This is a genomic window from Citrobacter sp. Cf088 (assembly GCF_030334295.1).
Lineage (GTDB): Bacteria > Pseudomonadota > Gammaproteobacteria > Enterobacterales > Enterobacteriaceae > Citrobacter > Citrobacter freundii.
Genome location: NZ_JAOWEE010000052.1, coordinates 154,353 through 178,669 on the forward strand (window position 1 = coordinate 154,353; position 24,317 = coordinate 178,669).

The 24,317-nt window shown below is 51.3% G+C and carries 43 protein-coding genes and 1 tRNA gene; 32 read left to right on the plus strand and 12 right to left on the minus strand.

Translation table 11 applies throughout. The annotated features are described in order from the left end of the window. Positions 1-4 precede the first annotated feature (4 nt). From OGV71_RS11960 to OGV71_RS12015, 12 genes are all read right to left on the minus strand, one after another. Positions 5-502, minus strand: a complete 498-nt coding sequence (locus OGV71_RS11960; RefSeq protein WP_045418780.1) for a single-stranded DNA-binding protein — start codon at positions 500-502, stop codon at positions 5-7. Next, positions 503-1,228, minus strand: coding sequence for a Rad52/Rad22 family DNA repair protein (locus OGV71_RS11965; RefSeq protein WP_045406204.1), 726 nt, complete (start codon positions 1,226-1,228; stop codon positions 503-505). After that, on the minus strand, positions 1,225-1,383 hold the full coding sequence (locus OGV71_RS11970) for a phage-type recombination accessory function protein (protein ID WP_158409412.1): 159 nt from the start codon (positions 1,381-1,383) through the stop codon (positions 1,225-1,227). Before OGV71_RS11970 ends, OGV71_RS11965 begins: the two co-directional genes overlap by 4 nt. Continuing rightward, complete coding sequence (locus OGV71_RS11975) at positions 1,380-1,577, minus strand: hypothetical protein (RefSeq protein WP_001303341.1); 198 nt, start codon at positions 1,575-1,577, stop codon at positions 1,380-1,382. The genes OGV71_RS11970 and OGV71_RS11975 overlap by 4 nt, the downstream gene beginning before the upstream one ends. Positions 1,578-1,585: 8 nt before the next feature. Further along, positions 1,586-2,557 (minus strand): hypothetical protein, encoded by a 972-nt coding sequence (locus OGV71_RS11980; protein WP_045418782.1) that lies wholly within the window; start codon positions 2,555-2,557, stop codon positions 1,586-1,588. A 76-nt stretch (positions 2,558-2,633) separates the two neighbouring features. Beyond that, on the minus strand, positions 2,634-2,840 hold the full coding sequence (locus tag OGV71_RS11985; protein ID WP_001752704.1) for a cell division protein FtsZ: 207 nt from the start codon (positions 2,838-2,840) through the stop codon (positions 2,634-2,636). Further along, on the minus strand, positions 2,837-2,995 hold the full coding sequence (locus OGV71_RS11990; RefSeq protein WP_023330205.1) for a hypothetical protein: 159 nt from the start codon (positions 2,993-2,995) through the stop codon (positions 2,837-2,839). Before OGV71_RS11990 ends, OGV71_RS11985 begins: the two co-directional genes overlap by 4 nt. Then, positions 2,992-3,246, minus strand: a complete 255-nt coding sequence (locus tag OGV71_RS11995; RefSeq protein ID WP_286533283.1) for a hypothetical protein — start codon at positions 3,244-3,246, stop codon at positions 2,992-2,994. The genes OGV71_RS11990 and OGV71_RS11995 overlap by 4 nt, the downstream gene beginning before the upstream one ends. Before the next feature lie 429 nt (positions 3,247-3,675). Further along, entirely contained in the window at positions 3,676-3,939 is a 264-nt protein-coding gene (locus OGV71_RS12000; protein WP_286533285.1) for a hypothetical protein, read from the minus strand. Positions 3,940-3,959: 20 nt separating this feature from the next. After that, positions 3,960-4,322, minus strand: coding sequence for a transcriptional antitermination N peptide (locus OGV71_RS12005; protein ID WP_129694912.1), 363 nt, complete (start codon positions 4,320-4,322; stop codon positions 3,960-3,962). Positions 4,323-4,717: 395 nt separating this feature from the next. Then, the gene (locus OGV71_RS12010) at positions 4,718-5,086 is read right to left on the minus strand and encodes a hypothetical protein (protein WP_286533287.1); all 369 of its coding nucleotides are present in this window, start codon (positions 5,084-5,086) and stop codon (positions 4,718-4,720) included. 18 nt (positions 5,087-5,104) lie between these two features. Further along, entirely contained in the window at positions 5,105-5,821 is a 717-nt protein-coding gene (locus OGV71_RS12015) for a LexA family protein (protein WP_286533410.1), read from the minus strand. Positions 5,822-5,929: 108 nt separating this feature from the next. Between OGV71_RS12015 and OGV71_RS12020 the strand changes: the two genes are divergently transcribed. The 32 genes from OGV71_RS12020 (at position 5,930) to OGV71_RS12175 (ending at position 24,309) form a co-directional block, all read left to right on the plus strand. Continuing rightward, positions 5,930-6,127 carry a Cro/CI family transcriptional regulator gene (locus OGV71_RS12020; protein WP_286533288.1) on the plus strand — a complete coding sequence of 66 codons (198 nt, stop codon included), beginning with the start codon at positions 5,930-5,932 and terminating at the stop codon, positions 6,125-6,127. Positions 6,128-6,261: 134 nt separating this feature from the next. Continuing rightward, on the plus strand, positions 6,262-6,561 hold the full coding sequence (locus OGV71_RS12025) for a CII family transcriptional regulator (protein WP_286533291.1): 300 nt from the start codon (positions 6,262-6,264) through the stop codon (positions 6,559-6,561). A 17-nt stretch (positions 6,562-6,578) separates the two neighbouring features. After that, complete coding sequence (locus OGV71_RS12030; RefSeq protein ID WP_286533293.1) at positions 6,579-7,280, plus strand: phage antirepressor KilAC domain-containing protein; 702 nt, start codon at positions 6,579-6,581, stop codon at positions 7,278-7,280. Beyond that, positions 7,277-8,005, plus strand: coding sequence for a helix-turn-helix domain-containing protein (locus tag OGV71_RS12035; protein WP_263525915.1), 729 nt, complete (start codon positions 7,277-7,279; stop codon positions 8,003-8,005). Before OGV71_RS12030 ends, OGV71_RS12035 begins: the two co-directional genes overlap by 4 nt. A 2-nt stretch (positions 8,006-8,007) precedes the next feature. Beyond that, complete coding sequence (locus tag OGV71_RS12040) at positions 8,008-8,778, plus strand: replication protein P (protein ID WP_286533412.1); 771 nt, start codon at positions 8,008-8,010, stop codon at positions 8,776-8,778. Positions 8,779-8,783: 5 nt separating this feature from the next. Beyond that, positions 8,784-9,182, plus strand: coding sequence for a hypothetical protein (locus OGV71_RS12045; RefSeq protein WP_286533297.1), 399 nt, complete (start codon positions 8,784-8,786; stop codon positions 9,180-9,182). A gap of 306 nt (positions 9,183-9,488) precedes the next feature. Beyond that, a complete protein-coding gene (locus OGV71_RS12050) occupies positions 9,489-9,863 on the plus strand; it encodes a YfdS family phage-associated protein (RefSeq protein WP_286533299.1) in 375 nt (124 codons plus the stop codon). Continuing rightward, positions 9,860-10,276: a hypothetical protein gene (locus OGV71_RS12055; RefSeq protein ID WP_286533301.1), complete on the plus strand. Its 417-nt coding sequence runs from the start codon at positions 9,860-9,862 to the stop codon at positions 10,274-10,276. Before OGV71_RS12050 ends, OGV71_RS12055 begins: the two co-directional genes overlap by 4 nt. Positions 10,277-10,447: 171 nt before the next feature. Next, entirely contained in the window at positions 10,448-11,131 is a 684-nt protein-coding gene (locus tag OGV71_RS12060) for a hypothetical protein (RefSeq protein WP_286533302.1), read from the plus strand. 73 nt (positions 11,132-11,204) lie between these two features. Beyond that, positions 11,205-11,441 carry a ricin-type beta-trefoil lectin domain protein gene (locus OGV71_RS12065; RefSeq protein ID WP_286533304.1) on the plus strand — a complete coding sequence of 79 codons (237 nt, stop codon included), beginning with the start codon at positions 11,205-11,207 and terminating at the stop codon, positions 11,439-11,441. Between the two features lie 92 nt (positions 11,442-11,533). Then, positions 11,534-11,791, plus strand: coding sequence for a DNA polymerase III subunit theta (locus OGV71_RS12070; RefSeq protein ID WP_286533306.1), 258 nt, complete (start codon positions 11,534-11,536; stop codon positions 11,789-11,791). Between the two features lie 68 nt (positions 11,792-11,859). Beyond that, a complete protein-coding gene (locus OGV71_RS12075; protein WP_286533310.1) occupies positions 11,860-12,186 on the plus strand; it encodes a hypothetical protein in 327 nt (108 codons plus the stop codon). Positions 12,187-12,391: 205 nt separating this feature from the next. Then, complete coding sequence (locus tag OGV71_RS12080) at positions 12,392-12,841, plus strand: recombination protein NinB (protein ID WP_286533312.1); 450 nt, start codon at positions 12,392-12,394, stop codon at positions 12,839-12,841. Then, the gene (locus OGV71_RS12085) at positions 12,834-13,463 is read left to right on the plus strand and encodes a recombination protein NinG (RefSeq protein WP_286533315.1); all 630 of its coding nucleotides are present in this window, start codon (positions 12,834-12,836) and stop codon (positions 13,461-13,463) included. Before OGV71_RS12080 ends, OGV71_RS12085 begins: the two co-directional genes overlap by 8 nt. After that, a complete protein-coding gene (locus OGV71_RS12090) occupies positions 13,460-14,101 on the plus strand; it encodes an HNH endonuclease signature motif containing protein (protein WP_286533317.1) in 642 nt (213 codons plus the stop codon). Before OGV71_RS12085 ends, OGV71_RS12090 begins: the two co-directional genes overlap by 4 nt. Continuing rightward, complete coding sequence (locus tag OGV71_RS12095; protein ID WP_286533319.1) at positions 14,098-14,292, plus strand: hypothetical protein; 195 nt, start codon at positions 14,098-14,100, stop codon at positions 14,290-14,292. The genes OGV71_RS12090 and OGV71_RS12095 overlap by 4 nt, the downstream gene beginning before the upstream one ends. Then, positions 14,289-14,978: a bacteriophage antitermination protein Q gene (locus OGV71_RS12100; RefSeq protein WP_286533321.1), complete on the plus strand. Its 690-nt coding sequence runs from the start codon at positions 14,289-14,291 to the stop codon at positions 14,976-14,978. The genes OGV71_RS12095 and OGV71_RS12100 overlap by 4 nt, the downstream gene beginning before the upstream one ends. A gap of 100 nt (positions 14,979-15,078) precedes the next feature. Continuing rightward, positions 15,079-15,154, plus strand: a tRNA-Arg gene (locus tag OGV71_RS12105). Positions 15,155-15,341: 187 nt separating this feature from the next. Continuing rightward, positions 15,342-15,647 carry a phage holin family protein gene (locus OGV71_RS12110; protein WP_001472851.1) on the plus strand — a complete coding sequence of 102 codons (306 nt, stop codon included), beginning with the start codon at positions 15,342-15,344 and terminating at the stop codon, positions 15,645-15,647. Then, on the plus strand, positions 15,634-16,032 hold the full coding sequence (locus OGV71_RS12115; protein WP_286533323.1) for a M15 family metallopeptidase: 399 nt from the start codon (positions 15,634-15,636) through the stop codon (positions 16,030-16,032). Before OGV71_RS12110 ends, OGV71_RS12115 begins: the two co-directional genes overlap by 14 nt. Next, positions 16,029-16,412 (plus strand): DUF2570 family protein, encoded by a 384-nt coding sequence (locus OGV71_RS12120; protein WP_286533325.1) that lies wholly within the window; start codon positions 16,029-16,031, stop codon positions 16,410-16,412. The genes OGV71_RS12115 and OGV71_RS12120 overlap by 4 nt, the downstream gene beginning before the upstream one ends. Further along, positions 16,297-16,554 carry an Rz1-like lysis system protein LysC gene (lysC, locus tag OGV71_RS12125; protein WP_286533327.1) on the plus strand — a complete coding sequence of 86 codons (258 nt, stop codon included), beginning with the start codon at positions 16,297-16,299 and terminating at the stop codon, positions 16,552-16,554. The genes OGV71_RS12120 and lysC overlap by 116 nt, the downstream gene beginning before the upstream one ends. A gap of 159 nt (positions 16,555-16,713) precedes the next feature. After that, positions 16,714-17,259, plus strand: coding sequence for a KilA-N domain-containing protein (locus OGV71_RS12130; protein WP_286533329.1), 546 nt, complete (start codon positions 16,714-16,716; stop codon positions 17,257-17,259). A gap of 202 nt (positions 17,260-17,461) precedes the next feature. Further along, entirely contained in the window at positions 17,462-17,680 is a 219-nt protein-coding gene (locus OGV71_RS12135) for a hypothetical protein (protein ID WP_286533331.1), read from the plus strand. A 3-nt stretch (positions 17,681-17,683) separates the two neighbouring features. Further along, positions 17,684-18,322 carry a putative metallopeptidase gene (locus OGV71_RS12140; RefSeq protein ID WP_286533332.1) on the plus strand — a complete coding sequence of 213 codons (639 nt, stop codon included), beginning with the start codon at positions 17,684-17,686 and terminating at the stop codon, positions 18,320-18,322. A 31-nt stretch (positions 18,323-18,353) separates the two neighbouring features. Next, positions 18,354-18,812 (plus strand): DUF2280 domain-containing protein, encoded by a 459-nt coding sequence (locus tag OGV71_RS12145; protein ID WP_013095976.1) that lies wholly within the window; start codon positions 18,354-18,356, stop codon positions 18,810-18,812. Continuing rightward, positions 18,805-20,052, plus strand: a complete 1,248-nt coding sequence (locus OGV71_RS12150) for a PBSX family phage terminase large subunit (protein ID WP_183168865.1) — start codon at positions 18,805-18,807, stop codon at positions 20,050-20,052. Before OGV71_RS12145 ends, OGV71_RS12150 begins: the two co-directional genes overlap by 8 nt. Positions 20,053-20,114: 62 nt before the next feature. Further along, a complete protein-coding gene (locus OGV71_RS12155; RefSeq protein ID WP_017383021.1) occupies positions 20,115-20,288 on the plus strand; it encodes a hypothetical protein in 174 nt (57 codons plus the stop codon). Between the two features lie 55 nt (positions 20,289-20,343). After that, positions 20,344-21,693, plus strand: coding sequence for an anti-CBASS protein Acb1 family protein (locus tag OGV71_RS12160; protein ID WP_286533336.1), 1,350 nt, complete (start codon positions 20,344-20,346; stop codon positions 21,691-21,693). Further along, a complete protein-coding gene (locus OGV71_RS12165) occupies positions 21,653-22,579 on the plus strand; it encodes a phage minor head protein (protein ID WP_286533338.1) in 927 nt (308 codons plus the stop codon). The genes OGV71_RS12160 and OGV71_RS12165 overlap by 41 nt, the downstream gene beginning before the upstream one ends. Positions 22,580-22,581: 2 nt before the next feature. After that, positions 22,582-23,847, plus strand: a complete 1,266-nt coding sequence (locus OGV71_RS12170) for a hypothetical protein (RefSeq protein ID WP_286533339.1) — start codon at positions 22,582-22,584, stop codon at positions 23,845-23,847. 12 nt (positions 23,848-23,859) lie between these two features. Then, complete coding sequence (locus OGV71_RS12175) at positions 23,860-24,309, plus strand: gp53 minor capsid family protein (RefSeq protein WP_023330664.1); 450 nt, start codon at positions 23,860-23,862, stop codon at positions 24,307-24,309. Positions 24,310-24,317: the final 8 nt, after the last annotated feature.

Sequence of the window (24,317 nt, forward strand, 5' to 3'; positions counted from 1 at the left end):
TGCTTCAAAAGGGTATATCGTCGTCGAAGTCCATTGGCGGTTCGTTAGATTGGGCGGGTGCAGATTGCTGCTGTGCGCGAGGCTGTGCGCCGCCGCTGAACTGATTTCCGCCCTGCGCTGGGCTGCCACCTGCCGGTGCCGCTCCACCGCCCTGACGGCCACCAAGCATCTGCATTGTGCCGCCGACGTTTACCACTACCTCCGTGGTGTACTTCTCCACGCCAGCCTGATCTGTCCATTTTCGTGTACGCAGTTGGCCCTCGATATAAACCTGAGAGCCCTTTCGCAGGTATTCCCCAGCCACCTCAGCCAGTTTCCCGAACAGAACAACGCGGTGCCATTCCGTTTGCTCTTTCTGCTCGCCGGTAGCTTTATCTCGCCATGACTCCGATGTTGCCAGCGTCACACTGCACACTGCGCCGCCGGATGGCAGGTAACGGACCTCGGGGTCTTGTCCGAGGTTACCGACGAGGATCACTTTGTTTACGCCTTTGCTAGCCATTTACGCCGCCTGTTTAAGTTCTTTGAGTCGAATACCAGTAACGTCTTTGCATTTGTTCTGGTGCTCAGCAAATCCGTTAAGCAATTTCCATGTGTCTTCATAGCGATGCTTAAGCCGATCGCTATCGTTTTCAGAGCCAGCGTATGCCGAGAATTCGGCGAGGATTTTGTCCGCATCCACGGACTGTGGTGCCTGATCTCGCTGCTGGTGACCATCATGCGGTTGCTGGCCCTGCTCGATTGGTGTTCCTGATGGCAATGCCCATTCCGGTAGAGCAGGCGCCTTCCAGTAGAAAACGCCAACCTCTTTTGATTTGGCGTACTGGAACCCGGGCGCGCGCGTTGCTGAAACAACTGCGAACCCTTCTTCCAGGTTGTAGAGGTAACGACCGATCCCCCATTGCACGGCGGCGCGCTTCATGGCGCCAGAGCGACCACCTTTCACAGCTTCAACCTGTGTGTTTTCTGCCGCATCCCACTTGGTGATCCACTCGCCTTCAACCTTGATGGAAATGCCGCACTCAACGCCGCCATTGTTCGGAATATCGCGATATTCGTTACGCCAGCCAGCCTTACCGCATACTTCATCGAGACGCTTCATGATTGCCCGGTTGGTGACGTAGGCCAGCACCTTGGCCCAAATCTTGTCACCACTTTTGCCGGCTTGCTGAATTCGCCACTCGATATCATCAGCGGCGAATGGCTCGTCTAACAGATTCAGGTTCATGTGAAATCTCCTGCAAATTCTGCCCAGCTGATCACCGGGTTCTGCCGCTCGGCAGCCAGGTTAACAGGCTCGTCGTCGTTCTCCGGCTTTTCCGGCAGCACGTCGCGCATAAGGCGCAGGAATGACTCTTCATCCCACCGTTCTGCTGCCGTCATGCTGCACGCTCCTGATGGGTGATGACGTAACCCTGCTCAGCCAGCCATTCGATGACTTCAGCGCCGTCGAGCTGGGGGAGTACATCACGGGTTTTAACGGTACCGGCCAGCACAACGCCTTCCATCTCAACTTTGATGGTGTTGTGGGGGCCAACAGATGTGCGCATGTCCACGCATTCGCATGTGATATTCATGAATCACCTCAGTAATGAATTTTCGCGCAGGGGATCAGGTCATCTTTCAGAGCGGTAAGCACTTCGATAGCCTGCTCGCGGGTTAAGCTGGTGTGGCTGGTGAGCGCGTTAACGATGTTGGTGCCGACCGTCTTGCGATGCTTCACGTCAGCTTCGCGCTTGGCTTGCTCGTCGGCTTTGCGCTTCTCTTCGGCCAGGCGAGCATCTTCGGCCTGTTTTGCCTTCAGGCGCTCGGCTTCAACCGCCGCGGCCTTTTCGCGTTCCGCCCGCGCTTCTGCTTCCTGCTTCTCGCGTGCCGCACGCTGTTCCGCTTCAATGCGCTGGCGTTCGGCGAGTTCAGCGCGGGCTTTCTCTTCAGCTTCACGGCGCGCTGCTGCTTCAATCTCAGCTTTGTGTTTCGCTTCGGCATCGCGGCGGGCTTGTTCTGCCGCTTCCTGCTTCAGCCGCTCGTCACGTTCCCGTTGAGCCTGTTCCGCCTGACGGTGCAGCTCTTCGCGGTCACGGTCGAAAGCGTCATTCATCAGCAGAGCCATTTCGTGGTCTGCTTCGATCTGCGCGGCACGCTGGCGGTCAAACTCCTCGTTCATTTCCAGCGCTTCGGCATGCAGAGCATTCATTGCTTCTTCAGCCTTGATGCGTTCCTGCTCGGCTTCCCATTCTGTGAGTGGGCGGCGGGTCGCGTCGCGCAGCTCGTCACACGTATCAACGAATCGCTTAATTTCGGCCTCAGCGGGGCGCACAGCTTCTTTCAGGCGCTTCAGGTACTCACGGCCAGGCTTTTCGATTGCCGTCTTGCTGCGGGACACCTGCGCTGCCAGAGAGGCGACACGGTCACGGCCTTTCTTCGTGGACAGGTCCGGCACTTCGTTTACTGCCTGGCGGATTTGCTCGAGATAAGCGTCAAGGCCGCCCGCTACGTACAGCACTGGCGCCTGTTCCGGCTTGATTTCGATGACAGTTAAGTCCGTTACTTCGCTCATGGTTTCTCCTGAAATTTGGATGTGCAGATCCCGCCCGCAGAAAGCCAGGCCGATCGGTTGAACAGGGTGGTTGGTATCAGTGAACCATTGGCTCGCCGCGCTCATTCAGCAGCACAACAACGGAATCACTTTTGATGATGGTTTTTTCGAAGATATTGAAGGCGTACAGGCCTTTCTCAACGTTCGCAGAGGCGCGATAAGTTTTGCCGTGGTGTTGCAGCATTGTGCCCGGTAAAACCTCGCTGCGTGGAACTGATGCGGTGCCGTAGTGCATTCCAATCATACCTTCACCTCAACCTGTTCCAGGAGGCCAGCGATATGCATCTGCCAACGGTTCAGCACCAGTTTTTCCCGCGGTGCCGATACCGACGTCAGCTGCCACTCGTTATCGTTGAGCTTTTTGGCGGTGTACTGCTTGCCGTTGTGGGTGACTGTCATGATGCCTCCCGAGCTTTGAGCATGGCGTCTGCAACACGATAGGCGTCTTCCGCAACCAATTCAGTTGCAGAATCAGTGACGTTATCGAGCTGACCAGGATTAGCCAGAATTCCCTGCATAGCTTTAGCTGCGAAGTAGTCACGCAACTGCATCCCAGTAGTCGCCTTGACAAATCGTGTGTAATGCTGCTTGTCGATGTACTTATATCCCGGAACCGGGAAGGCCAATCCGCCTCTGATTTTATTGCTCATAATCATCTCCGCGCTTAAGCCGCGCCGCTGAACGTTAAAAGACCTCTGCGCTAACAGGCAGTGGATAGCCGCCATTCATAACTAAGCGTCCTCTGAGAAGCCGCTGAGGTATGAAAAAAAGCCGCTTGTTAGGCGGCTTATCTCTCGGTGTGTTTATCGATGATTCTCATCATCCTCCGCAGTAACTTTTGATATCGCTCTGGCTCATCATGCTGGATTGAGTAGCCAGGATAAGTTAGAAAACCATTTTCGTAGTCGGGACGTTCATATGGATATCTGTCAAATATCTTCGCGTGAGCTTCCGCTCTGATAGCTGAACGCCTACTGAGGAAATGCCTTCCTCTGGAAGGTGAATACCAAACTTTTTTTGTCGTTGCAGTTATCATCGCCTTACCCTCTGTTTGTATCGTGAGCTAATAAAAAGGCCGCCTAAGCGACCAGTCCATCAATTACCTTTTCAACAACTCCAACCGCATCAATCAACTTCACAAGCCTCTCGTGCATCTCGTTTCTTTTCGATTTGAGTGCTTCAATTAGAAACTCCTGATCGGCGGCGCCTCTAAATTGGGTATTGTTAGCTGCAACAACAATCAAGTTAAATCCATGCAGCCCATGCGCTCCCAATAAGTTGTCTATGTCTCTTATGTTTGATTCCAAGTTTTCAATTTCTTGGAGTAATTTTTTAATATCCATTGCCTCACCTCATAAGTTAATTAACGCGCCGTAACCGATTTGCTGCTGCGATGACCAGCTGCATAAATCGCCACATCTGGCAGGCACATCCCGCTATCCAGCGGCTTATTGCCGAACTCATTGCTGTAGACGATCGCTGCACGCTCAAGCTGGCGCTTGTATTCCTGGCGCTGCCACACTGCATCCTGCGCAACAAACTTAATCGGGGTCGCATCTTCAATGCTTGCTGGCGTGTGGTGCTGGCCTTTAGCCTGAACCTGAGCGCGGCTAAGGGTAGGGCGATGCATGGTCTCGGTGCTTACGGCAACTGCGCTCTGTACTGCTGCGCGACGCTCACGGCGACGACCTGCTGCTGACCCATTGAATGCTGTTCTGCGTGTCATGGTGACCTCCTGATGAACTTTGGTGATGTGGGCGGTAACCAGCCGCACAAGTCAGGGCTTCTTCACGTTTACCCTTTCTCGCTTGCCACATCCCAAATCTCACTTTGGTTGTTAGGCTTTTCAGCCTCGTAGATTCATCACTGAATCGTTGTAGGTTCACCGTCCTGGTGAGTGATGCGTCCTGCTGATGGGCTTAAGAATACGGCAGGTATTTCAATCTGTAAATACCCAAAGTATTTATTTGTGGTGTAATGACTGTAAGCGCATGAATATCTTCGGTATTTATTTTTATTGGTGGTTTTTCGTGGGGGATGGAATTAGCTTAATTGGTGGGAGTTAGTGTGGGTGTGAATTGAATTGGCTAAGGCCCGGCGTGTATGCCGGGCGCGGTGCTATTAGTCTGCAAAGGTTAAAACAAAGATTACTTTTAAAATATCTGCGATGAATGAAATTCCCATTGCCACGCCAAAGAAAATCCAAGCCATCACGATTTTATCATCCCCGGTATACAAAACACCGTATGCACCTTCATATGGTACGAATGTCGCTCCAAGATAAAGCATGTAATAACTGGTCAGGTTTAGCCCTAGCCCAATAATCAACTGGATCGCGCTGATAACAAGGATGATGAATCGAGCTGGTCTATGTTTCCACGCTTGATTTATTTTTTCAGAAAGGGCCGCCGTTGAAACTTTGTAGATAACCCCGTACACGGTGGAAATACACAGCATCCCGAAAAAACTGCCTATAGCGTAGCCAATCATATAAATCCCTTGAAATTATCAAATAAGCTTCAATTTTGTCTCAATGGCCACGCCAATAGTTTTACAATTACCGTTAACCGGGATCAGTGGCCATGCTGGGTTAAGCCCTTTTAGGTATTTCTGCCCACCATCAATGATTAACTTCTTAAACGTCGCCTCATTTGAATCCGACAATTTTGCGATCACTAGGCTTCCATTAATTGGCTCCCTGCCAGTATCAAAAAGGACAAATGTACCATCTGGAATGCTTATCCCCGTCGGTGCCGTCATGGAGTCACCTTCGACCTTAAGCCAAAAAGCTTCACCCTGAATGTGAGCGTCTGATTCAAGCCATAAGTCAATATCCTTCAATGTATACGGCTCACATGCCTCTTTCCATGATCCTGCCTGAACACTGCTTAGCACCGGGTATCTCCTGCCTGGCTTGTACTCACTAATGAATCTTACATTGGTTTCAGCACTAAGGCTCTCAGCCTGTTCAGCCACCTTAGCCGCCATCGACTTACTGAAATCAGAAATTGAAACCTGAAGCAACCTGGCAAAACCAGAGGCTATATCAACATTAAGGGCGTTCCTGCCATTGAGATAGTGGCCAACAGCACCCTGAGTAATGCCAAGTTCATCAGCAATCGTGTATTGAGTGATGCCCAATTCTTTCTTTTTCGACTCATACAAAGCCTTCAGCCGCCTGGCGTCATCAAGCTGTTCTGTCGTCAGGGATTTTTTTGTTTCCATAACAGGCATTGTAATACTGTCGCTATTCATTTTAAAAATACCTGCCATATTGATGTTTATAAATACCTGTAGTATTCTTGCTTCATGGAAACCAACTGGAGTACATCCATGAACCGTATGACACTTGCGGATTACGCCAAAATTCACGGGCAGGCGAAAGCTGCCAGCGACTTCGGAGTCATCCAGTGCGCTATAAGCAAAGCAATTCGTGCAGGAAGAACGATTTTCGTTACCGTTCTTCCTGATGGGAATGTTGAGGCTGAAGAGGTCCGCCCATTCCCAAGTAACAAGAAAAGCGAACCTTAAGTAACACCTGCATTTCACAACGGCCGTCCGGCCTACGTAGCTGAAAAGCTAGTTCCAATAAAACAAATCAAACATGGCTCTGCGTGTCTGCGCATGGGCCTATTTAACTATTTAACACTCTAGGAATTTAACAAATGGAAAACTCAATTAACCGCAACAAGGTCAATGCCCGTCGCATTGAGTCCTGGTTGCTTAACCGTATCGCTATGAAAGGTGGCAACAACGTAGCTAAAGAGATCGGCGTCGATAAAGCGCAGATAACCCGCTGGAAAGAAACATGGCTGCCGAAGATGGCAGTGCTGTTGGCAGTTCTGGAATGGGGTGTCGTTGATGACGATATGGCGCGATTGGCAAGAGAAGTAGCTGCGGTGCTCACAAAGAAAAAACGCCCGGCGGCAACCGAGCGTTCTGACCAGATGAATATGAACTTCTAATAACTAAGAGGTGAATTATGCCAGGAATTATGATCTCAGGCAACAACGACAAAATTGGCACTGATGAGCTTCTTTCCATTATCAATCAGGCCCGATTAGAGCATGGAGAAAAGCCAGTTCGTAACAATGATTTTATCCCTCGGGTCAAGGATGAGCTTGATGGGGAGCACTACGAAACTTTCGTAGTTCAAAATTCAAACGGCACAAAATCAGAAAACATTGTTGTATCCAACGACCAGGCAGTATTGATCGGCATGAGGGAGTCGAAGGCGGTTCGCCGAACTGTGCTCGCAAAACTAAAGGAAAAGGAGTCTCCATTATTGCCTCAAACGCTGCCTGAGGCGTTGAGACTTGCAGCTGATTTAGCTGAAGAGAAAATCCAGTTAGAGAATCAATTAGCCATTGCCGCCCCGAAAGCTCAATTCGTGGATAGCTACGTCAATGCGTCTGGATCTCTCGGCTTCCGCGAGGCATGCAAATTACTTCACATCAAAGAAAACGCCTTCCGTCAGTTCCTGATCGAAAGCGAAATCATGTACCTGCTTGCAGGCAAGTTAACGCCGTATGCGCAACATATTGATGCCGGGCGTTTCACTGTGAAAACAGGCGAGAACCAGAATAACGGTCACGCCTTCACCCAAAACAAATTCACGCCCAAGGGCATCCAGTGGATCGCCGGGCTGTGGGCGGCACATCAAATCGGAGACAAGGCGGCATGAGCAGAGCAGCAACGGACTGGGCATGGGGCCTTGAACTAAAAGCATCACAAAAACTTCTGATGCTCTCTCTGGCAGACCGTGCTGACGAATCGCACTGTTGCTACCCAAGCATACAACGCCTCGTTAAAGACACCGGCATGGACAGAAAGACCATCGGGAAGTGGGTCAGCCAGATGATTGACGATGGACTGATTACCGACACCGGAGAGCGCAAAGGTAAGACAAAACAGGTTCGCGTTTTGCGTCTCAATATCGAGGTTAAAGAAGCCCAAAAACGGAACAGTACCGAAAACGGTAACGATCCCAATTTTGGACACGAAACAAGCCCAAATTTGGACACGGAACGATCCCAAAATTGGGATACAGAATCAGTCATTGAACCCAACATAGAACCAACTCTCTCTGGGCGTGACGGTTTTGTGAGCGATGCAGCAAAGTCCCGCATGGGTATACCGACCGGTCAGGGGATTACATTCCCTTCCGCTTTCAGACCATCAGCCGAGCATATCGCTATGGCTGCCGAGAAAGGGGTCAGCATCGAAACCGAGCTGCTCAACTTCCGTGACTACCACACAGCGCGAGGAACCACCCTGATTGACTGGAATTCAGCATTCCGCGTCTGGATCCGAAACGCCCGCGTTAACCCCCTGGCATCAAAGCGCAGCCGCAGTGAGCCAGAAACCCCGCACTGGAATAGCCGTGAAGGCTGGGAGGACTTCCTGTGACAATGCAACTGATGACAGCTATTCAGAACCGTGATGGTGAAGCAATGGCCCGGATGTCCGGAAGCCACGATCCGAAAAACGTAATCAACATCGAAGCCGAGAACCTTGTCGACTCACTGTTTCGCCAGCTGAAGCAAATCTTCCCAGCGGCATCGCAGACCAACCTGAAGACAGATTCTGACGAGAAGACGGCAAAGCGACAGTGGATCGCCGCATTCTCTGAAAACGGAATACGCAGCAGAGAACAGCTTTCCGCAGGGGTGAGGCACGCCAGATCCAGCGAGTCACCTTTCTGGCCTTCACCTGGGCAATTCATCAAGTGGTGCAAGGACAGCAGTACAGTTCTTGGAATTAACCTGTCTGATGTGATGAATGAGTTTCATCGCTACAGCAGAGAAAAAGGCGTTCACACTGGCGGCGCGGAGAGGTTCCCATGGTCACATCCTGTCATGTACTGGATTATCACAGATACGCGACGGGCCATGTATCAAAGGCAACTTAGCGAAGTTGAAACTGAAAAGTTCGCAGCTAAAAAGCTCGAGGAATGGGCGATAAAAGTAGCTGGAGGCGAACAAATCCCACCACCCGTTATGGCTATTGAGTGCAACTCTGATGTCATTCCAGTAACCCATGAGAGCCGAAATATCGGTTACCACCCTGAAGGAAAAACATTTGGCTGCATGCCTAATGCTGCAACTTTGGGTGCGCTTACTCCAGCGCAGTGGCTATGGGATGAATATCTCAAAGGGAAGGCCGCCGGCCTTATCAGGTGAAGACGATGGACAGCTTAAAGCAACGCATTCTCGATTACGTATCAGCTAACCAGCCTGCCAAGGTTGATCTGATTTACAAGGAACTTGGTATCTGCCGTAACCGGTATTACGAAGAGGCCAAGCAACTCCGATTCATGGGTATGTTGCGCAGCGTACCGGGCATCGGTGTTTTCCCCGGCGAAGATGCTTATCAGCACTGGCTGAAAAGTGGGGGCTACGAAGAAATCAGAAGACGCGCTGTCGATGCAAACCTGAGTAGCCAGGAAGCGAAGGGTATGAAAAAGCAGCGTAACAGCGACGACCCGAAGATGTTCGCACCATACGACCCGGCGAAGAATGGAGTCGTGGCTGAGTTCATGCAGAGCGATGCGAGAAAGCGTCTGATGATGGTTTACGGGAGGTGAAGGCGTGTTTAATCCAGGCCAATTAGTTATGAGGGATTGCAGTAGGGCTATTTATAAAGTTATCGACTGGCCTTACTGCATCCGATTGTCAGATGGAAAAGAACTAAAACTGCGTCGGACATTCCATTGGAAAGCTTTTGTAGACAACTCCAACAATCCATTGAGAGAAGCTGGTTCGTCATGACTGAACATTACATAGCAGAGCTATCTGCAAGCGTGGCCGTGATAGTCGGCCTTTTTTATGCGATACGCAAAAACATCGATTAACAGGCCTGCTTAGCGGGCCTTTTTTATGAGGGTAGGATTATGACCGTATACGAAATGGAAGGTTTTCTCCGTGGCAAATGTCTGCCCGGAGACATGAAAGTTAACGAGAGTAATGCGCAGTATCTGGTGCGTAAATTCAGTGAATTCGAATCAAATCTATCCGAGTCAAAACGCGAGTTCCGTGCAGCAGACGCGACTATTCACAATCTGGAACTGAAACTCACAGACATGGCAGTACAGCTCACTAACGCCGAGAGCAAGTGCAGGGAGCTGTCATCAAAAGCAATGGAGCTGGTATGCGAAGCCAGCTTGGTTTACAGCAAGTACAACGACACGCAGATGCCAGACCGTGACCTTGTCGATATGCAGACTCTTCAGGAAATGCACGACCTGTGCAAAGGAGAGGCCCAATGACAGCACTCAACAAACAGTCGCTGACAGATGAAGCGATCAGCCACGCTTTCACTGGAACAAATTTCGGTAGGGATGACCTGAGAAACATCCTTGCGGAAACAGTCATTGATGCGGCTGCTGGCTGGCGGTGCGGGTACACAGCAACAACTATCTGTACTCAGCTTGGGCTATTAACAGCCAGTGGGAGACCATCTGCATTTGGTTTTCGGTTCATCAGTGAACATGTTTGCCGAGAAATCAAGCGTATGAAAGATGAGCGCTCCATTTCAGAGAAGAAATTATCAGACCAGCATGGAATCATTTTATCTGCGCGTAATTTTATCAGTGAGTACGCAGTGAATGGCGACGTTGGCGCTGCTGAGTTCGTGAAGATATTAGACCGCGCTGCTGGCATTGGTGTGAAGGGGGAGTGAGATGAAAACAGGTGACGTTATCGAGAGCATCCACACCAGTAACAGATTCATCATCGAATACATTTCTAAAGATGGTAAAAGTTTTGTTCTGGTCTACAAAGACGAGAATAACCAGCCGTCTCGCTGCTATGCGGACCATGATATCAGACGCAGTTTCAGGAAGGTTACCCCATGACAACTAACAACCACCCGGCGAACGGTCCTGTATCACTCGAGCGCCTGCACCAGATAAGCGAAATACTCAGCAAAGCAGCAGCACAAAGCGACGGCGGTAATCTCGGCTACGCAATGGCTGATGCTGTGAAGGTGATTGATGTGGCTATTGCGGAGTTTGATGCTGAGCCTGTGACTGTCAACGACTACATGGCCTACGCATTTCATCACGCTATCTCTGATTCATCCATTGGCGTCGATGAGGTAGAGGAAATTAAGACCGGGTTGCTTGCTGCCTTTGCCAATGCCACAACGTCGCTATCGACGGTAGTTCCTGATGAAATGACAATCAGGGACGCGTGCAAGTTTGTACAAGATATGCGTATTTTTGACGATGTTTCGGTGATTGTCATGCGCACCTGGAACTCCTGCCGCGCCGCCATGCTTCAGGCAGGCAACTCTCCAGTAACTCCAGATGGTTTGGCTTTGGTGCCTAAGAGGCTAACCGCCGAGAACGGCGCAAAGAGTGTGCTGTCCGGTGAGTTTTCAGAAACGAAATTTATAAACTGCCCAGAGTGTTTTGGTGATGATGATTGCGAAACCTGCGACGGCAGCGGAAGAATTGAAATCACCGTTCCCGTCACATGGACAACCATCAAAGCTATATGGGATAAAGGTGTCGAGCTTTTCGCAGCGGGATGAGTAAAAGGGCGACCTCAATGACGTAGATTTAAACTTGATATAATTGGGCTCCAATCAACAAAGGAGCCATAAAATGCATCACTACATATTTCCACGCAATAACGGCATAACACTGATTAAAACTGAGGAATTTATTCCTCAAGGCTCAATTTACGATATAGATGGTAGAGACCATTTGTGTATGCATGTGACGCTTAAAGATGGTACTTACGGGTATCTTCTACCCATAGGAACCGCCTACAATCATCAATGGGCCATTGGACAAATAAACGTTGCTCGCCCAAACCCACTGGCATTTGATATCAACTAGCCAGATATTGAGATGAGCTTCTGAAAACTATAAAACCGCTTCGGCGGTTTTTCTTTGTATAATCCCTCTCAAAGCATCGAGGGGGATTCATCATGTCTGGTCATAACATCGCAGCAAAATCGAAAGAAGAGCAGGACAAGGTTAACGTTGACCTGGCTGCCAGTGGCGTAGCGTACAAAGAGCGCCTTAACATGCCGGTTATCGCTGAGCAGGTAGCCCGAGAACAGCCAGAGCATCTGCGTGAATACTTCATGGAGCGCGTTCGCTACTACCGCGAGCAAAGCATTACACTGCCAAAATCATCAGATCCGCGCTATCTGGATATGGCTGCACAGAACGAGAAAAAGTAATCCACATTGACACCAACAAATTACGATTATACTGTATGTGTATACAGTGTTTATTGTGAGGTGTTTATATGGGCTTCCCATCTCCCGCTAATGACTACGTTGAATCATGCCTGACGGTTGATCGCTTATGCCACATGGATGCTAACTGTATCGTCATTGATACATCATCCGGCTATGCAGTGATTAATCGCGCTCTCAGGGTTAAGCAGGGATCGCCAATCCTCATCAATCACTGTGGTCGTATTCAGTTTGCAAAGCTGATGGGTGAGGCGCTGATAACGTCAGAAGGCGAGGCGCTGGAAGGAGAGTCTCTGGATGATGTTGATGTGATCGGAGTGGTTACTTTCTTCATCAACTCAGCTCTTCAGGAAGCCGCTGACTCATCACCGATTTAAGTCACGCGCAACGTCAAGCAACATTACCCACCCTCAAATTTAATGTTATAATTATGTCGCAGTCGGATTGAGCACCCGGCTGTGACCTCTGCATCTGATTGGGAAATTAGATGCGAAACACAAAGAGTACGACCTACCTTATGCCGTCAGCGTTATCCAATGCTGAGGGTTTTCTGCATTCTGCGCAACCTCTCGGAGGTGGCGTATGAAGCAACAATTCCACCTCGTAAATGAATCTGTTAAGCAGAACGCCATCAACTACATCCGGGAGTTGCCGGTTGACGCTAAGCGCCCGCTGATTCTCGACATAAAAGAGATGACCCGCACTGCTCAGCAGAATCGGAAATTATGGCCTCTTTTGAAAGACCTCTCTGACCAGGTTATCTGGTTCGGCAACAAATACGACTCAGACGACTGGAAAGATTTGATAACCGCAATGGTCGCCAAGTCTAAGAAGCAGGAGCAACGAATGGCTCCCGGTCTGGATGGCGGCATTGTTATGTTCGGTCAACGTACCAGCAAGATGACTGTGCGCCAGATGGTAGAAGTCATCGAGGCTATCTACTGGTTCGGCACTCAGCAGAACGTCAAATTCAGCGACAAGTCCCGCATTGAAATTGAATGGGCTAAGCAGTGGGGTGATCGCAATGCGTAAACCTACCAGCCGCAGTTGCAAAATCTGCAAGACCAAATTCACCGCTACCTACGACAACGTCTGGTGGTGCTGCCCTGAGCATGGCTTCGAGTACAGCCAGTTGCTGTTGGCAAAGAAGAAACTGGCAGCCGAGCGCAAGCGCAAGCAAGAAGCTCAGCAGGAACGCCGTGAGCTGAAGGTAAGAAAAGCAGCATTCAAGACTAAATCACAATGGGATAAAGAAGCTCAATCTGCTTTCAATCGGTATATCCGGATCCGCGACGAAGGAAAGGAATGCGTAAGTTGTGGCAATCCTCTTATTGGCAAAAGCAACTACCTGACGGGTAGCGCCATCGATGCCAGCCATTACCGTTCCCGCGGTGCTGCATCACATCTCAAATTCAACGTATTCAACGTTCACTCCGCTTGTACCAGGTGCAATCGCCAATTAAGCGGCAATGCCGTCGAGTATCGCATTCGCCTTATTGAACGTATTGGGCTTGAGCGTGTCGAGCGACTTGAATCCGACAACGAGCCGCGGCGGTTCGATATCGCCTACCTGAAGAGAATTAAGTCAATTTTTACCCGCAGAGCAAACTCGATGATTAAGCGCCGTCAAAAACACCAGGAGAATGCCGCATGAAATGCAAAGTTGAAGGTTGTGATCGTGAATGCAAGCACTACCCGGGAAAGGGCATTTGTCAAATGCACTACTTCAGAATGATGCGCTACGGGACATATGAGCTTACAAAGGTCGGAAAGGGTAAGGAGAGGACTAGTAACGCTAAAGGATACCAAATGCTGAAGTTGCCAAATCACCCATTGGCAATGGCTAACGGCTCGGTATATGAACACCGCAAGGTTATTTATGACCGATATGGCGATGTTCTTCCGCCATGCGAGAAGTGCGGGAAGGCAGTAACTTGGAAGACAGCCCACATCGACCATATTGATGAGGTTGTTGATAACAACGCTGAGTCAAATCTTAGAGTTCTCTGCAGAGCGTGCAATGTCATGCGCTCTCGAGTTCACATTCCAGAGCACACGAAAAAAGGAAGAGCTGGAATTACGTTCTCCGGAGAAACAAAAACAGCTACCGAATGGGCGCGAGACCCCCGAGTTTCCGTGGCAGGGAACACAATCAAGCTTCGCCTGAAGAAAGGGATGAGTGTCGAAGATGCACTGTTTTCACCAAAGGTAACTCATCGGCACACGAAAGCTCGGGGTAGAACGCCTTTATATGGGGAGTATGCCGGACCAAGAAAACAGGAGGCAGCATGACCCGCACCGATATCGACAACTATCAGCGCTCGTCAGTTGAACGCGCTACCAGGCTGACTCCTTACGCCAGAAGTGAAATAGCCCGGATTGATAGTGAAACAGCAGAGCTTCAGAAACGCATCGATCGGAACAACGAATTACGCCGTGAAATCATCAACCGCGCAAACATGAACAAGGGGCAGCCAGAATGAACACTCAATACCTGCAGTTTGTACGCGAGCAGCTCATTGTAGCGACTGCTGACCTGAGCGGCGCAACGAAAGGCCAGTTAGTAGCGTTTGCTGAGAATGCGATGTTTGAAGCGACACCGCGCAGCCGATCTCGTCTGAAGGTAGTTAATCCAGCTAACGGTCGCCTGATGAATCCAACCAGCCCACCAATACCAGGGCAGCAATCACGCGCCAAAGGTTCATCTATCGCACTGGTGCAACCGGTTGAGTATTCAACAGCATCATGGCGTCGCGCAGTGCTGTCACTCGATGAACATCAGAAATCATGGCTTCTCTGGAACTATAGCGAGAATGTGCGATGGGAGAATCAGGTTTCGATCACTCAATGGGCATGGACAGAGTTCAAATCCTCCCTTGGCACAAAGAAGGTAGCAGGGAAGACGCTGGATAGGCTGAAGGCCCTTATCTGGTTAGCGGCGCAGGACGTTAAAGCAGAACTGGCAGGGCGAGAAACTTACGAATACCAGCAACTGGCAGAGCTTGTTGGCGTCACACCAAAGAACTGGTCTGAGACATTTACCGATCGATGGCTGGAGATGAAACGTACATTCATGCGTCTTGATAGCAGCGCTTTATTGCAAGTAACGCGATCACGTTCACAACAAAAGGCGACAAATTTAGATGTAAGTCTTGCAAAACTGGATTGAAAAGCATATATTTCATGTAAATCTGATATTGTGCCAATTTTGTATGCACTGGCGGTATCGAAGAATTCATAGCCCGAGGTTAACGCCTTGGGCTTTTTATTTGCCTGTAGCTCAGTGGACAGAGCAGCATCCTTCTAAGATGTCGGTCACTGGTTCGAATCCAGTCAGGTGAGCCAAATCCCAGCCAGGGTATCCAGCCAAAGAGCTGACATTGCTAGACCCTCATATTGCCCACACGCAGTGGGCTTTTTTATTCAGGCCGCAGACAATCAATCAAAGATGCCACGTAGCTATCAGTGTCTGACGGCCTCCCACACTACAAACACAGCACCCCGTTCCTTCGGAGGTGATATGGCAAAACGTATGAATGACGACCACAAAATTGTAGGCCTGTCCTGGCTAGTTCTGCTCGGCATTGCATGCTGGGGCGGTTTGGTTCGCTACCTGATTGACGTTAAGCAGAATAAAGCAACATGGAGCTGGATTAACGCTCTCGCGCAGATCGCTGTCTCCGGCTTTACCGGCCTGATTGGTGGATTGATAAGCGTGGAGAGCGGCCTGAGTTTTCACATGATTCTGGTCACATCCGGCATTAGCGGGGCGATGGGATCCGTTGCTCTTACTTATTTCTGGGAACGCCTGACGGGTATGAAGAATGCAAACCAATAACTTTAAATTCTCCCAGCGCAGCGAGACAAACCTGAAAGGTGTCAATCCTGATCTGGTAAGAGTGATCCGCCGAGCTCTTGAATTGACCACAGTCGACTTCATCGTTATCGAAGGTCTGAGAACGCAAGCCCGACAAAAAGAACTGGTAGCAACCGGGAAATCGCAGACTATGAACAGCCGCCATCTGACCGGTCACGCTGTCGACCTCATCCCGGTAAACACCACCTGGAAGGTTGAAGAGTTCAAGCCTCTACTCAAGGCAGTTAAACAGGCTGCTGATGAACAAGGTCTGAAACTACGCTTTGGCATCAACTGGAAGAACGATCCGTCACTGCCGATTGAAACTAAATTCATCGACGCTCCTCACGTTGAGATTCCAGCATGAACATCAGCCTGAAGTCGCTGATTGTGCCGGGTGTGATTCTCCTGCTAGCGCTGGCCTCATGGCTATCTTACGGAAGTTACCAGAGTGAGAAGAAGCGGGCTGATGATGCCGAGCTTTCAGCAACCAGTGCGGTAACCATCACCGATAACGTTCTGCGCACCATCAAAATCACCAACATCGTTCTGGAGACCAACCAGTATGCCAAACAGCAGATCGCACTGGAGTCACAGAGAGCTCAGGCAGACATCAAAGTGGCTGTTGCGGATGATGATTGTGCTCATCGGCCTGTGCCTGATGCAGCTGCTAACCGGTTGCGGGAATACGCGGACAATTTACGTGCCGGTTCCAGTAGTACCGCTACCAACAAACCTGACCTCTGACACTGCGCAGCCAGCCATTCCCGACCCACTTACTTATGGGGCCAGTCTGGATCTGAATGTCAGCCTGTTATCGGCTCTTGGGCAGTGCAACACCGATAAGGCCAGCATCAGGGCGATAGAAGATCACCGAGCCTCGCAATAGCGGGGCTTTTTTATACCCGAATTTCACCGCGCATCTCACGCGCATTTCACCACTCAGAACCTTTCAGGATGACCCTTGAGGATCCCGGCTGGCTGTCGGAGCCTCTGAGGGCCGGTTTTCCTGTGAGACAAGGTTCATCGCTAAAAGGTAATTACCGACATGACAAATCAAACCGTTAATGTTTACGGCGTTTCTGTCCGGGTTGATTCCGCAGGGAGATACAACCTTAACGATCTGCATGCGGCCGCCGTTTCCAATGGAGAGGCGACAGAATCACAAAGGCCGAACAAATTTATTCGAAGCGCGGCTGTAAAACGCTTTGTTTCTGCACTAGATTCCAGAGGACAAAAATGTCGTCTGGAAATAAATCAATCACTTAGTGTAGTTAACGGTGGAGTTAACCAAGGTGTATGGGCTGCCGAGTTGTTAGCGATTCGCTATGCAGCCTGGATTAAGCCGGAGTTTGAAATCCGCGTTTATGAAACCTTCCGCGAGGCCGTGCTCAACGGGCTTAGCAATATGAACAGACTCAACCGCCTCGACTTACTGATCGCCAATGAGACCAAAGAGGTCAGTGCCTGCGCCCGGGCAATGAACAAGTGGGGCGTCGGTGGCCGCAAGAAACTGCTCAACTGCGCGCGTGAGCGGATCGTCAGCCAGATGGATCCTGATATGGTCACGCTGATGGAAGCGAAAGCTGGGTAACCGGCTCAAAATTGAGCTCGTCGGCAAGAGAGCCACTTTCACAACAGCTCTCCATTACAGAAGCTCTTCACTGAGGGGCTTCGATAATGATCTGTGTAACCCCGCAAGGATGGTGATCATCATCTTGCTGACGGGTAAGCCGTAAGTGGCTAAGCACTTCTGAGAAGCAGGGCAGCAGCTGCGACAAGGCAAAGAGGTAATCATGTCAGACATCTACCAAATCACCCTAACCACGCAAACAGGCGAAACCTTCACAGGCAAGATGTCACGACGTCAGCCTGAGCTGGTGAACGGCTTTGTGCCGCTGGCGACCGAGACGGGCGAGTGGCTGTATTTCACGCCTGCCGACGTTAAGCGCGTGCAGTTCACGCCAGTGCCGGTAGAGCAGACCGAACAGCCGGAAGAACAAACCACGGAGTAACCCATGTCGAACGATGACGAGCGCCGGCCATATCCGCCAGTTAACTTCATCGACTCCGATAACTGGCTGCCATACACCAGTTTGATCCCCGCTAACGAAGTGCATGAGTGGATAAACCGCCAAATACTCAGCGATACCGGCAGTATCCATAACCCTGACCATGTGCACCTTATTGATGCTGACCTTTGCTTCATGTGGGCGTCAGACTCGTTCGCGAAGAAAGGGCGCTATGTGCTCGGCCAGGCTGAGCAGGTAATGCTTCGCGCTGGTGGATGGCAGAAAGCCAGAATGGAACAGCAGATGCATGAATGGTTCGGTCGCATCCCGAAATTCATCATCACGCTGGCAGCCGATTACTGCTCACAATGCAGTGACCTAGAATTCTGTGCGCTGGTAGAGCATGAGCTTTACCACATCGCCCATGCCACCGATGATTTCGGTGCGCCAAGGTTCAACAAAGAGACCGGGCAGCCAGTGCTCACACTGCGAGGCCACGACGTCGAAGAATTCACTGGTGTCGTACGTCGATACGGTGCCAGCAAAGAAGTACAGGAGCTCGTTGATGCGGCTAATTCGCCAGCAGAAGTGGCTCACATAGATATAGCTAGGTCATGCGGGACGTGCATGCTAAAGCTGGCGTAACGCTTTATTCAGATTGTCATGGAGGTAACCGATGGCAGCATTATCGACAGAGGTTAAAGCCTTCATCGTTCAATCGCTCGCCTGCTACGAGACCCCGGTAAAAGTCATTGAGCTTGTAAAGGCTGAATATGGCATCGATGTCTCACGGCAGCAGGTGTCGCAATATACGCCCGGCAATGCAATGGCGGCCAAGTTGAGCCAGAAGTGGATTGACCTGTTCAACGCTACCCGTAAACGATTCCAGAATGAGATCGCTGACATCCCGATCGCAAATAAAGCGTACCGGTTGCGTGTCCTCGACCGAATGGCGACCAATGCTGAAAAGATGAAGAACTACGGCATGACCTCGCAGCTTATCGAGCAGGCCGCCAAAGAAATGGGCGATGCCTACACTAATCGCCAGAAAGTCGAGCATACAAGCCCTGATGGCAGCATGACGCCGCAGCCAACAATCATCCAGCTACTGCCTGTTGAGCCAAAGCATGAGTAACGCCGTTCAACTGCCGATCCCAGCGAAGCTTGCGCCACTGTTCACCGCCGAGAATAAGCGTTACCGGTGCTCGCATGGTGGGCGTGGTAGTGCCAAGACGCGCACTTTTGCGCTGATGACAGCCGTAAAGGCGTATCAGTCGATGATGAACGGTGAAAGCGGCGTAGTGCTCTGTGCGCGTGAATTCATGAACTCGCTGGAAGAGTCGAGTATGCAGGAGGTGAAACAGGCGATCCTGTCTGTACCGTGGCTGGCTTCCAACTTTGATATCGGCGAGAAATACATCCGCACCATCGACAAGAGCGTTAACTACGTGTTCTGCGGCCTGCGGCACAACCTCGACAGCATCAAGTCCAAAGCACGCATTCTGCTGTGCTGGGTCGACGAGGCCGAGTCAGTCAGCGAAATAGCCTGGCAGAAGCTGAGCCCGACAGTTCGCGAGGAAGGTTCAGAGATCTGGGTGACGTGGAACCCGGAACGAGACGGAAGCGCAACGGATAAGCGTTTCCGCAAAGAAGCTGGCGACGACTGCATCACTGTTGAGATGAACTACACGGATAACCCGTGGTTCCCTGACGTGCTGGAAGGTGAGCGACAGAACGATCAGCGCCGCCTCGACCCGGCGACATACGCATGGGTGTGGGAAGGCGCTTACCTCGAAAACTCTGATAAGCAGGTGCTGGCCGGAAAATACCGGATTGCTGAGTTCTCGGACCAACTCTGGAAAGAAGCTGAGCGCCTGTTCTTCGGTGCTGACTTCGGTTTCGCTAAAGACCCGAACACTCTGGTGCGCTCGTTCATCCTGCATAACCGGCTGTATATCGAGTACGAGGCATACGGGCAGCAGACAGAGCTCGACCACATGCCAGAGCTGTACGACACTATCCCCGGATCGCGTGACTGGCCAATCAAGGCTGACTCCGCTCGACCCGAGACGATTAGCTATCTCAAGCGGCAGGGATTCAACATCTCAGCTGCTGAGAAATGGCAGGGGAGCGTTGAGGACGGGATCGCCCATCTTCGCGGATTCGACGAAATCATTATCCATCCTCGCTGCAAGAACGTGGCGCGAGAGGCCCGCATGTGGTCGTACAAAACGGACCGGATCACTGGTGAGGTATTGCCGAAACTCGCCGATGGCTATGAGCACTGCTGGGACGGCATCCGATACAGCCTCGACGGACACATTAAGCGCAAAGGCCAGATGGCCGGAATGATGATCCCCAAAAGGCTGCGTTAAAAATTAAAGATTCACCAAGAATTGACGTTATTTATTAATGATGTACTTACAAGGAGATAGTTATGCAGCATCATTTCAAAAACGTCATTTTCCAGCGTATCGCGAAGGGTTCAACGGTTGGCAATCAGGTAAAGCTAAACGATGTTCTTGCTAATGGGAAGACAGAATCAGCTCTGCTAGAGGCGCTTCAGAAGCAATTTAAGGGCGATACGATAAAGTTGAAAAGCTACCAATAAGTTCAGGCCACTTCGGTGGCCTTTTTCATGCCTTAACTCCACCAACGGATAAACCATGACCGACCAATTAACTCTCGCCGTCAACCATGCGTTGAACGATGCGCGGATGGCGCGTGCCCGTATGGGGCTGATGGCGCCGACGATGGGGCTGGACAACAAGCGCCATTCCGCATGGTGCGAGTATGGCTTCCCTGAGCAGGTAACCTACGAAAACCTTTATGCCCTGTATCGGCGCGGTGGTATCGCACACGGCGCCGTAGAGAAGTTGGTGGGCAAGTGCTGGCAGACTAACCCGGAAATTATCGAGGGTGATGATGCCGACGAGAGTAAGGATGAAACTGCCTGGGAGAAGAACACCAAAAAGGTTTTCACAAAGCGTCTATGGCGGGCTTTTGCTGAAGCAGACCGCCGCCGCCAGGTTGGACGTTATGCGGGTATCCTGCTGCACATCAATGATTCCAGAACATGGGATCAGCCGGTATTTCGTGGGAAGTCACTAAAAAAGGTTACGATCGCATGGGCTGGTTCACTAACAGTCAGCGAGTGGGTTACTGACCAGAAATCGGCAGATTACGGCCAGCCAAAGCAGTGGAAATACGTTGAGAGCCTGCCAAATGGCGGGACAAATCAGCGCTTCGTACATCCAGATCGCGTCTTTATCCTTGGTGACTATTCTAATGATGCTATTGGCTTCCTTGAGCCTGGCTATAACGCCTGCGTCAGCCTTGAGAAGGTCGAGGGTGGTTCTGGTGAGTCATTCTTAAAGAACGCCGCGCGGCAGCTTAATGTCAACTTTGAGAAGGAAATCGATTTCAACAATCTCGCGTCACTTTATGGCGTGAGCATGGACGAGTTGCAGGATAAGTTTAACGAAGTTGCCGGGGAAATGAACCGTGGTAACGATGTTCTGATGACAACACAAGGGGCTACAGTCACACCACTGGTCACAGCTGTAGCGGATCCGTCAGCGACCTATAATGTCAACCTGCAAACCTTCGCTGCATCTGTTGATATCCCTGTGAAAGTTCTGGTTGGGATGCAGACGGGTGAAAGGGCAAGTACCGAGGATCAGAAATATTTCAACGCGCGCTGTCAGTCACGCCGCGGCGACCTGTCATTCGAAATTGAAGATTTCAGTGACAAACTTATCGATCTAAAAATTATTGATGCTGTCAGCGAGAAGACGGTTATCTGGGACGACCTCAACGAGCAGACTGGAACTGAGAAACTAGCCAATGCCAAAACCATGGCTGAGATTAATCAGACGGCTCAAGGCAGCGGAGAAAACCCAGCATTCAGCCGAGAAGAAATACGCACAGCAGCTGGTTATGAAAACGGTGATGAATTCCCGTTAGGAGAAGAGGATGGCGACGAACAAGACGAAGCCACCAATTCTACCGCGTAACTATCAGGATCCGACCGGAGCCGATGCGCTGGAACGCCGGGCAATGAAAGACTTCGCCAGGCGAATGAATAAGATTGGCAAAGCGTATAAATCAGCACTCAACAAAATACCTTCCTCCCTCGCAGTAAACGCCAGATACGAATACCAGCTAAACCCAACGTTGCTATCCATCATCCTGAACGATGCCAGTTACCTGGTTGATCAGGTGCTGCTTGAAGGTGGCGATTACGACCTGTGGTTTTATGAGTACATCGATCTGGCTTCGGAGAAAGGGACCGGGCAGTCGTTCTACAACCTCAGCCAGCAGTCGCCGGTGTACGCCGCTGGTCGTGAGTCGTTAGCGTCCATCCTCGCAAGCGACCCGTATCAGCAACGCATGGCGTTGGTGCATGCCCGTGTGTTTGAGGAAATGAAGGGGATTACTGCTGATGTTAAGCGCGATATGGCGCGCGTGCTTACTGATGGAGTAGGGCGAGGGCTTAACCCGCTGGATATTGCCCGCAACCTGACAGACCAGACCGGTATTGAGAAACGCAGGGCGAACAGAATAGCGCGCACTGAAGTGACTACCGCGCTGCGCCGGGCTAAGTGGGATGAAGACCAGGAGGCTAATGACCTTTACGGCCTTAAAACCCTTCTGGTTCATATCTCGGCACTGTCACCGACAACCCGACATACCCACGCAGTGCGCCACGCCCACCTCTACACCAATGAAGAGGTTCGTGACTGGTACAGCAAGGATGGGAACTCCATCAACTGCAAATGCAGCCAGCAGTCGGTGCTGGTGGATGCGGACGGTAAGCCGGAATACCCGGACACCATCACGAAACTCAAACAGGAATATCAATCGATGCAGGCGCGTGGTTACGCCTGGGCGGAGAAATAACTATGCCAATGCAGGTCAATATCACCACGAAGGTGAACAGCCAGTCTATCAGGCGCGAAACATACAACGGGCGTGAACATCTTGTTCTGCCGAGCTACACGCTGCCAGCGAACGTCGTTATGAATGGCGGCTTGTACACGCAAGAGCAAATCGACGCCCACTATAAGGGCCTGGAAGGCACCCTGGCGCCGCTGGGCCACCCTCAGGTTAATGGTCAGTTCGTGTCTGCTTTCTCGCCAGAGGGGATTAACGCAGGCCATATCGGCGCATGGAACCGCAACGTTAAGAAGTCCGGTAATCGCATCTACCTCGAAAAGTGGGTTGATGTTGCCCGCGCCAGTGAGTCTGAAGGTGGCAGGGAACTACTTGAGCGAGTCGCTGCCATTGAGCGCGGTGAAGACGTTCCGCCGATTCACACCAGCGTCGCTGCTTTCCTCGACCAACTTGAGCCGAACGAGCAGCAGCGCGCAACAGGTGCGGAGTGGGTGGCAGATATCCACGGCATGGACCACGACGCAATCCTGCTGCATGAAGTCGGGGCGGCAACCCCTGAGCAGGGCGTTGGCCTGATGGTCAATGCCGATCTGGCCCAACCGCTCAAGGCTAACTCGGGCGCGCTGGTGGGTGAATCCTACCGTGAGCGCGAGCAGCGTCTCGATCGCGCAGCCAAAGCGAAGTTTGCGGCGGGCGCGGATGAATACGCCTGGGTTGCTGACTTCACTGACTCGCAAGCGGTAATCATCCGCAACGGGGGCTCCGCTGAGGTGTTTGGCTACAAGTCGGAGGGCGGAGTTATCACCTTCGACGATAGCGGCACCGCAGTAGCGCGACAGGAATCGTGGGTGGCCGTCGTGGCCAACAAATTCAAAGCTCTATTCACACCGCAGGAACAGCCTGCACCAAACCACAAAACGGAGGGCGACATGCCTTTAACCAAAGAAGAACTGGAACAAATCGGCAGCATGATCGGCCAGGCTGTTGCGACCAACACGGAAGCGGCTATCAAGCCTCTCGCGGAAAAGGTTGATGCGCTGCAGGCCAATCAGAAGCAACTCGCGGAAACCCTGACCGCCAACTCCCGTGCCGAAGAGAAAACAAAGCGCGAAGCGGTTGCGAAGGTACATGGCGATATCGTGGCTAACGCACTGTCTGGCGAAGCTCTTGACGCTATGTTCAAGTCGCTGGGCGAAGCTGCGCCGCTGGGCACCAACAATGCTCAGCAGCACAAAGAAACCGGCGCACCTGCCGCTGACGAACACTTCAAGTAAGGAGCCGGAATAATGCCACGTTATCGTCGCGTTAATATCGACGGTCAGTCTCTGTACAAGACCGAAACCCGCACAACGGCAGCCGCGTTGCTTCCGGGCACCGCCGCAACCATCAACTCATCCGATAAATTCGCTCAGGCCACCGCGCTAACCGGCCGCCTGTACATCATCGATGTCGGTTATCACCAGGGCTTGACCATCACTGAATCAATCCCTGCCGGTGATTCGGCTGTCGGCAATTATGTCGAAGAAGGCCGTGAGCTGGCGTTACGTTGCCTGCCTGGTGCGTATAAGAAAGACAGCCCGATCAAGCTGGGAACTGCCGGTCAGTTCACCCTTGCTACTTCCGATACTGATTCAGTGATCGGCTACAGCCAGGATGAATACACCATCGCTGCCAGCACCACCGACTTCATTCGCGTGCGCATGCGCGTTGGCACTGTCGCCGCAGCTGGCGCCTAACAAAAGGA

Coding starts and splice junctions, on each gene's coding strand:
- OGV71_RS12055 (WP_286533301.1), top strand. CDS start 9,860: ATGACAGCACTCAACAAACAGTCGCTGACAGATGAAGCGATCAGCCAC.
- OGV71_RS12100 (WP_286533321.1), top strand. CDS start 14,289: ATGAACACTCAATACCTGCAGTTTGTACGCGAGCAGCTCATTGTAGCG.
- OGV71_RS12140 (WP_286533332.1), top strand. CDS start 17,684: ATGTCGAACGATGACGAGCGCCGGCCATATCCGCCAGTTAACTTCATC.
- OGV71_RS12135 (WP_286533331.1), top strand. CDS start 17,462: ATGTCAGACATCTACCAAATCACCCTAACCACGCAAACAGGCGAAACC.
- OGV71_RS12120 (WP_286533325.1), top strand. CDS start 16,029: ATGAACATCAGCCTGAAGTCGCTGATTGTGCCGGGTGTGATTCTCCTG.
- OGV71_RS12050 (WP_286533299.1), top strand. CDS start 9,489: ATGACCGTATACGAAATGGAAGGTTTTCTCCGTGGCAAATGTCTGCCC.
- OGV71_RS12045 (WP_286533297.1), top strand. CDS start 8,784: ATGGACAGCTTAAAGCAACGCATTCTCGATTACGTATCAGCTAACCAG.
- OGV71_RS12150 (WP_183168865.1), top strand. CDS start 18,805: ATGAGTAACGCCGTTCAACTGCCGATCCCAGCGAAGCTTGCGCCACTG.
- lysC (WP_286533327.1), top strand. CDS start 16,297: ATGATGATTGTGCTCATCGGCCTGTGCCTGATGCAGCTGCTAACCGGT.
- OGV71_RS12040 (WP_286533412.1), top strand. CDS start 8,008: ATGCAACTGATGACAGCTATTCAGAACCGTGATGGTGAAGCAATGGCC.
- OGV71_RS12170 (WP_286533339.1), top strand. CDS start 22,582: ATGCCAATGCAGGTCAATATCACCACGAAGGTGAACAGCCAGTCTATC.
- OGV71_RS12145 (WP_013095976.1), top strand. CDS start 18,354: ATGGCAGCATTATCGACAGAGGTTAAAGCCTTCATCGTTCAATCGCTC.
- OGV71_RS12015 (WP_286533410.1), bottom strand. CDS start 5,821: ATGGAAACAAAAAAATCCCTGACGACAGAACAGCTTGATGACGCCAGG.
- OGV71_RS12095 (WP_286533319.1), top strand. CDS start 14,098: ATGACCCGCACCGATATCGACAACTATCAGCGCTCGTCAGTTGAACGC.
- OGV71_RS11960 (WP_045418780.1), bottom strand. CDS start 502: ATGGCTAGCAAAGGCGTAAACAAAGTGATCCTCGTCGGTAACCTCGGA.
- OGV71_RS12080 (WP_286533312.1), top strand. CDS start 12,392: ATGAAGCAACAATTCCACCTCGTAAATGAATCTGTTAAGCAGAACGCC.
- OGV71_RS12070 (WP_286533306.1), top strand. CDS start 11,534: ATGTCTGGTCATAACATCGCAGCAAAATCGAAAGAAGAGCAGGACAAG.
- OGV71_RS12130 (WP_286533329.1), top strand. CDS start 16,714: ATGACAAATCAAACCGTTAATGTTTACGGCGTTTCTGTCCGGGTTGAT.
- OGV71_RS12110 (WP_001472851.1), top strand. CDS start 15,342: ATGAATGACGACCACAAAATTGTAGGCCTGTCCTGGCTAGTTCTGCTC.
- OGV71_RS11975 (WP_001303341.1), bottom strand. CDS start 1,577: ATGAATATCACATGCGAATGCGTGGACATGCGCACATCTGTTGGCCCC.
- OGV71_RS12115 (WP_286533323.1), top strand. CDS start 15,634: ATGCAAACCAATAACTTTAAATTCTCCCAGCGCAGCGAGACAAACCTG.
- OGV71_RS12155 (WP_017383021.1), top strand. CDS start 20,115: ATGCAGCATCATTTCAAAAACGTCATTTTCCAGCGTATCGCGAAGGGT.
- OGV71_RS12175 (WP_023330664.1), top strand. CDS start 23,860: ATGCCACGTTATCGTCGCGTTAATATCGACGGTCAGTCTCTGTACAAG.
- OGV71_RS11970 (WP_158409412.1), bottom strand. CDS start 1,383: ATGACGGCAGCAGAACGGTGGGATGAAGAGTCATTCCTGCGCCTTATG.
- OGV71_RS12005 (WP_129694912.1), bottom strand. CDS start 4,322: ATGACACGCAGAACAGCATTCAATGGGTCAGCAGCAGGTCGTCGCCGT.
- OGV71_RS11990 (WP_023330205.1), bottom strand. CDS start 2,995: ATGACAGTCACCCACAACGGCAAGCAGTACACCGCCAAAAAGCTCAAC.
- OGV71_RS12085 (WP_286533315.1), top strand. CDS start 12,834: ATGCGTAAACCTACCAGCCGCAGTTGCAAAATCTGCAAGACCAAATTC.
- OGV71_RS12010 (WP_286533287.1), bottom strand. CDS start 5,086: ATGATTGGCTACGCTATAGGCAGTTTTTTCGGGATGCTGTGTATTTCC.
- OGV71_RS12075 (WP_286533310.1), top strand. CDS start 11,860: ATGGGCTTCCCATCTCCCGCTAATGACTACGTTGAATCATGCCTGACG.
- OGV71_RS12065 (WP_286533304.1), top strand. CDS start 11,205: ATGCATCACTACATATTTCCACGCAATAACGGCATAACACTGATTAAA.
- OGV71_RS11965 (WP_045406204.1), bottom strand. CDS start 1,228: ATGAACCTGAATCTGTTAGACGAGCCATTCGCCGCTGATGATATCGAG.
- OGV71_RS12020 (WP_286533288.1), top strand. CDS start 5,930: ATGAACCGTATGACACTTGCGGATTACGCCAAAATTCACGGGCAGGCG.
- OGV71_RS12025 (WP_286533291.1), top strand. CDS start 6,262: ATGGAAAACTCAATTAACCGCAACAAGGTCAATGCCCGTCGCATTGAG.
- OGV71_RS12165 (WP_286533338.1), top strand. CDS start 21,653: ATGGCGACGAACAAGACGAAGCCACCAATTCTACCGCGTAACTATCAG.
- OGV71_RS12060 (WP_286533302.1), top strand. CDS start 10,448: ATGACAACTAACAACCACCCGGCGAACGGTCCTGTATCACTCGAGCGC.
- OGV71_RS12000 (WP_286533285.1), bottom strand. CDS start 3,939: ATGGATATTAAAAAATTACTCCAAGAAATTGAAAACTTGGAATCAAAC.
- OGV71_RS11995 (WP_286533283.1), bottom strand. CDS start 3,246: ATGAGCAATAAAATCAGAGGCGGATTGGCCTTCCCGGTTCCGGGATAT.
- OGV71_RS12090 (WP_286533317.1), top strand. CDS start 13,460: ATGAAATGCAAAGTTGAAGGTTGTGATCGTGAATGCAAGCACTACCCG.
- OGV71_RS12030 (WP_286533293.1), top strand. CDS start 6,579: ATGCCAGGAATTATGATCTCAGGCAACAACGACAAAATTGGCACTGAT.
- OGV71_RS11985 (WP_001752704.1), bottom strand. CDS start 2,840: ATGATTGGAATGCACTACGGCACCGCATCAGTTCCACGCAGCGAGGTT.
- OGV71_RS12160 (WP_286533336.1), top strand. CDS start 20,344: ATGACCGACCAATTAACTCTCGCCGTCAACCATGCGTTGAACGATGCG.
- OGV71_RS12035 (WP_263525915.1), top strand. CDS start 7,277: ATGAGCAGAGCAGCAACGGACTGGGCATGGGGCCTTGAACTAAAAGCA.
- OGV71_RS11980 (WP_045418782.1), bottom strand. CDS start 2,557: ATGAGCGAAGTAACGGACTTAACTGTCATCGAAATCAAGCCGGAACAG.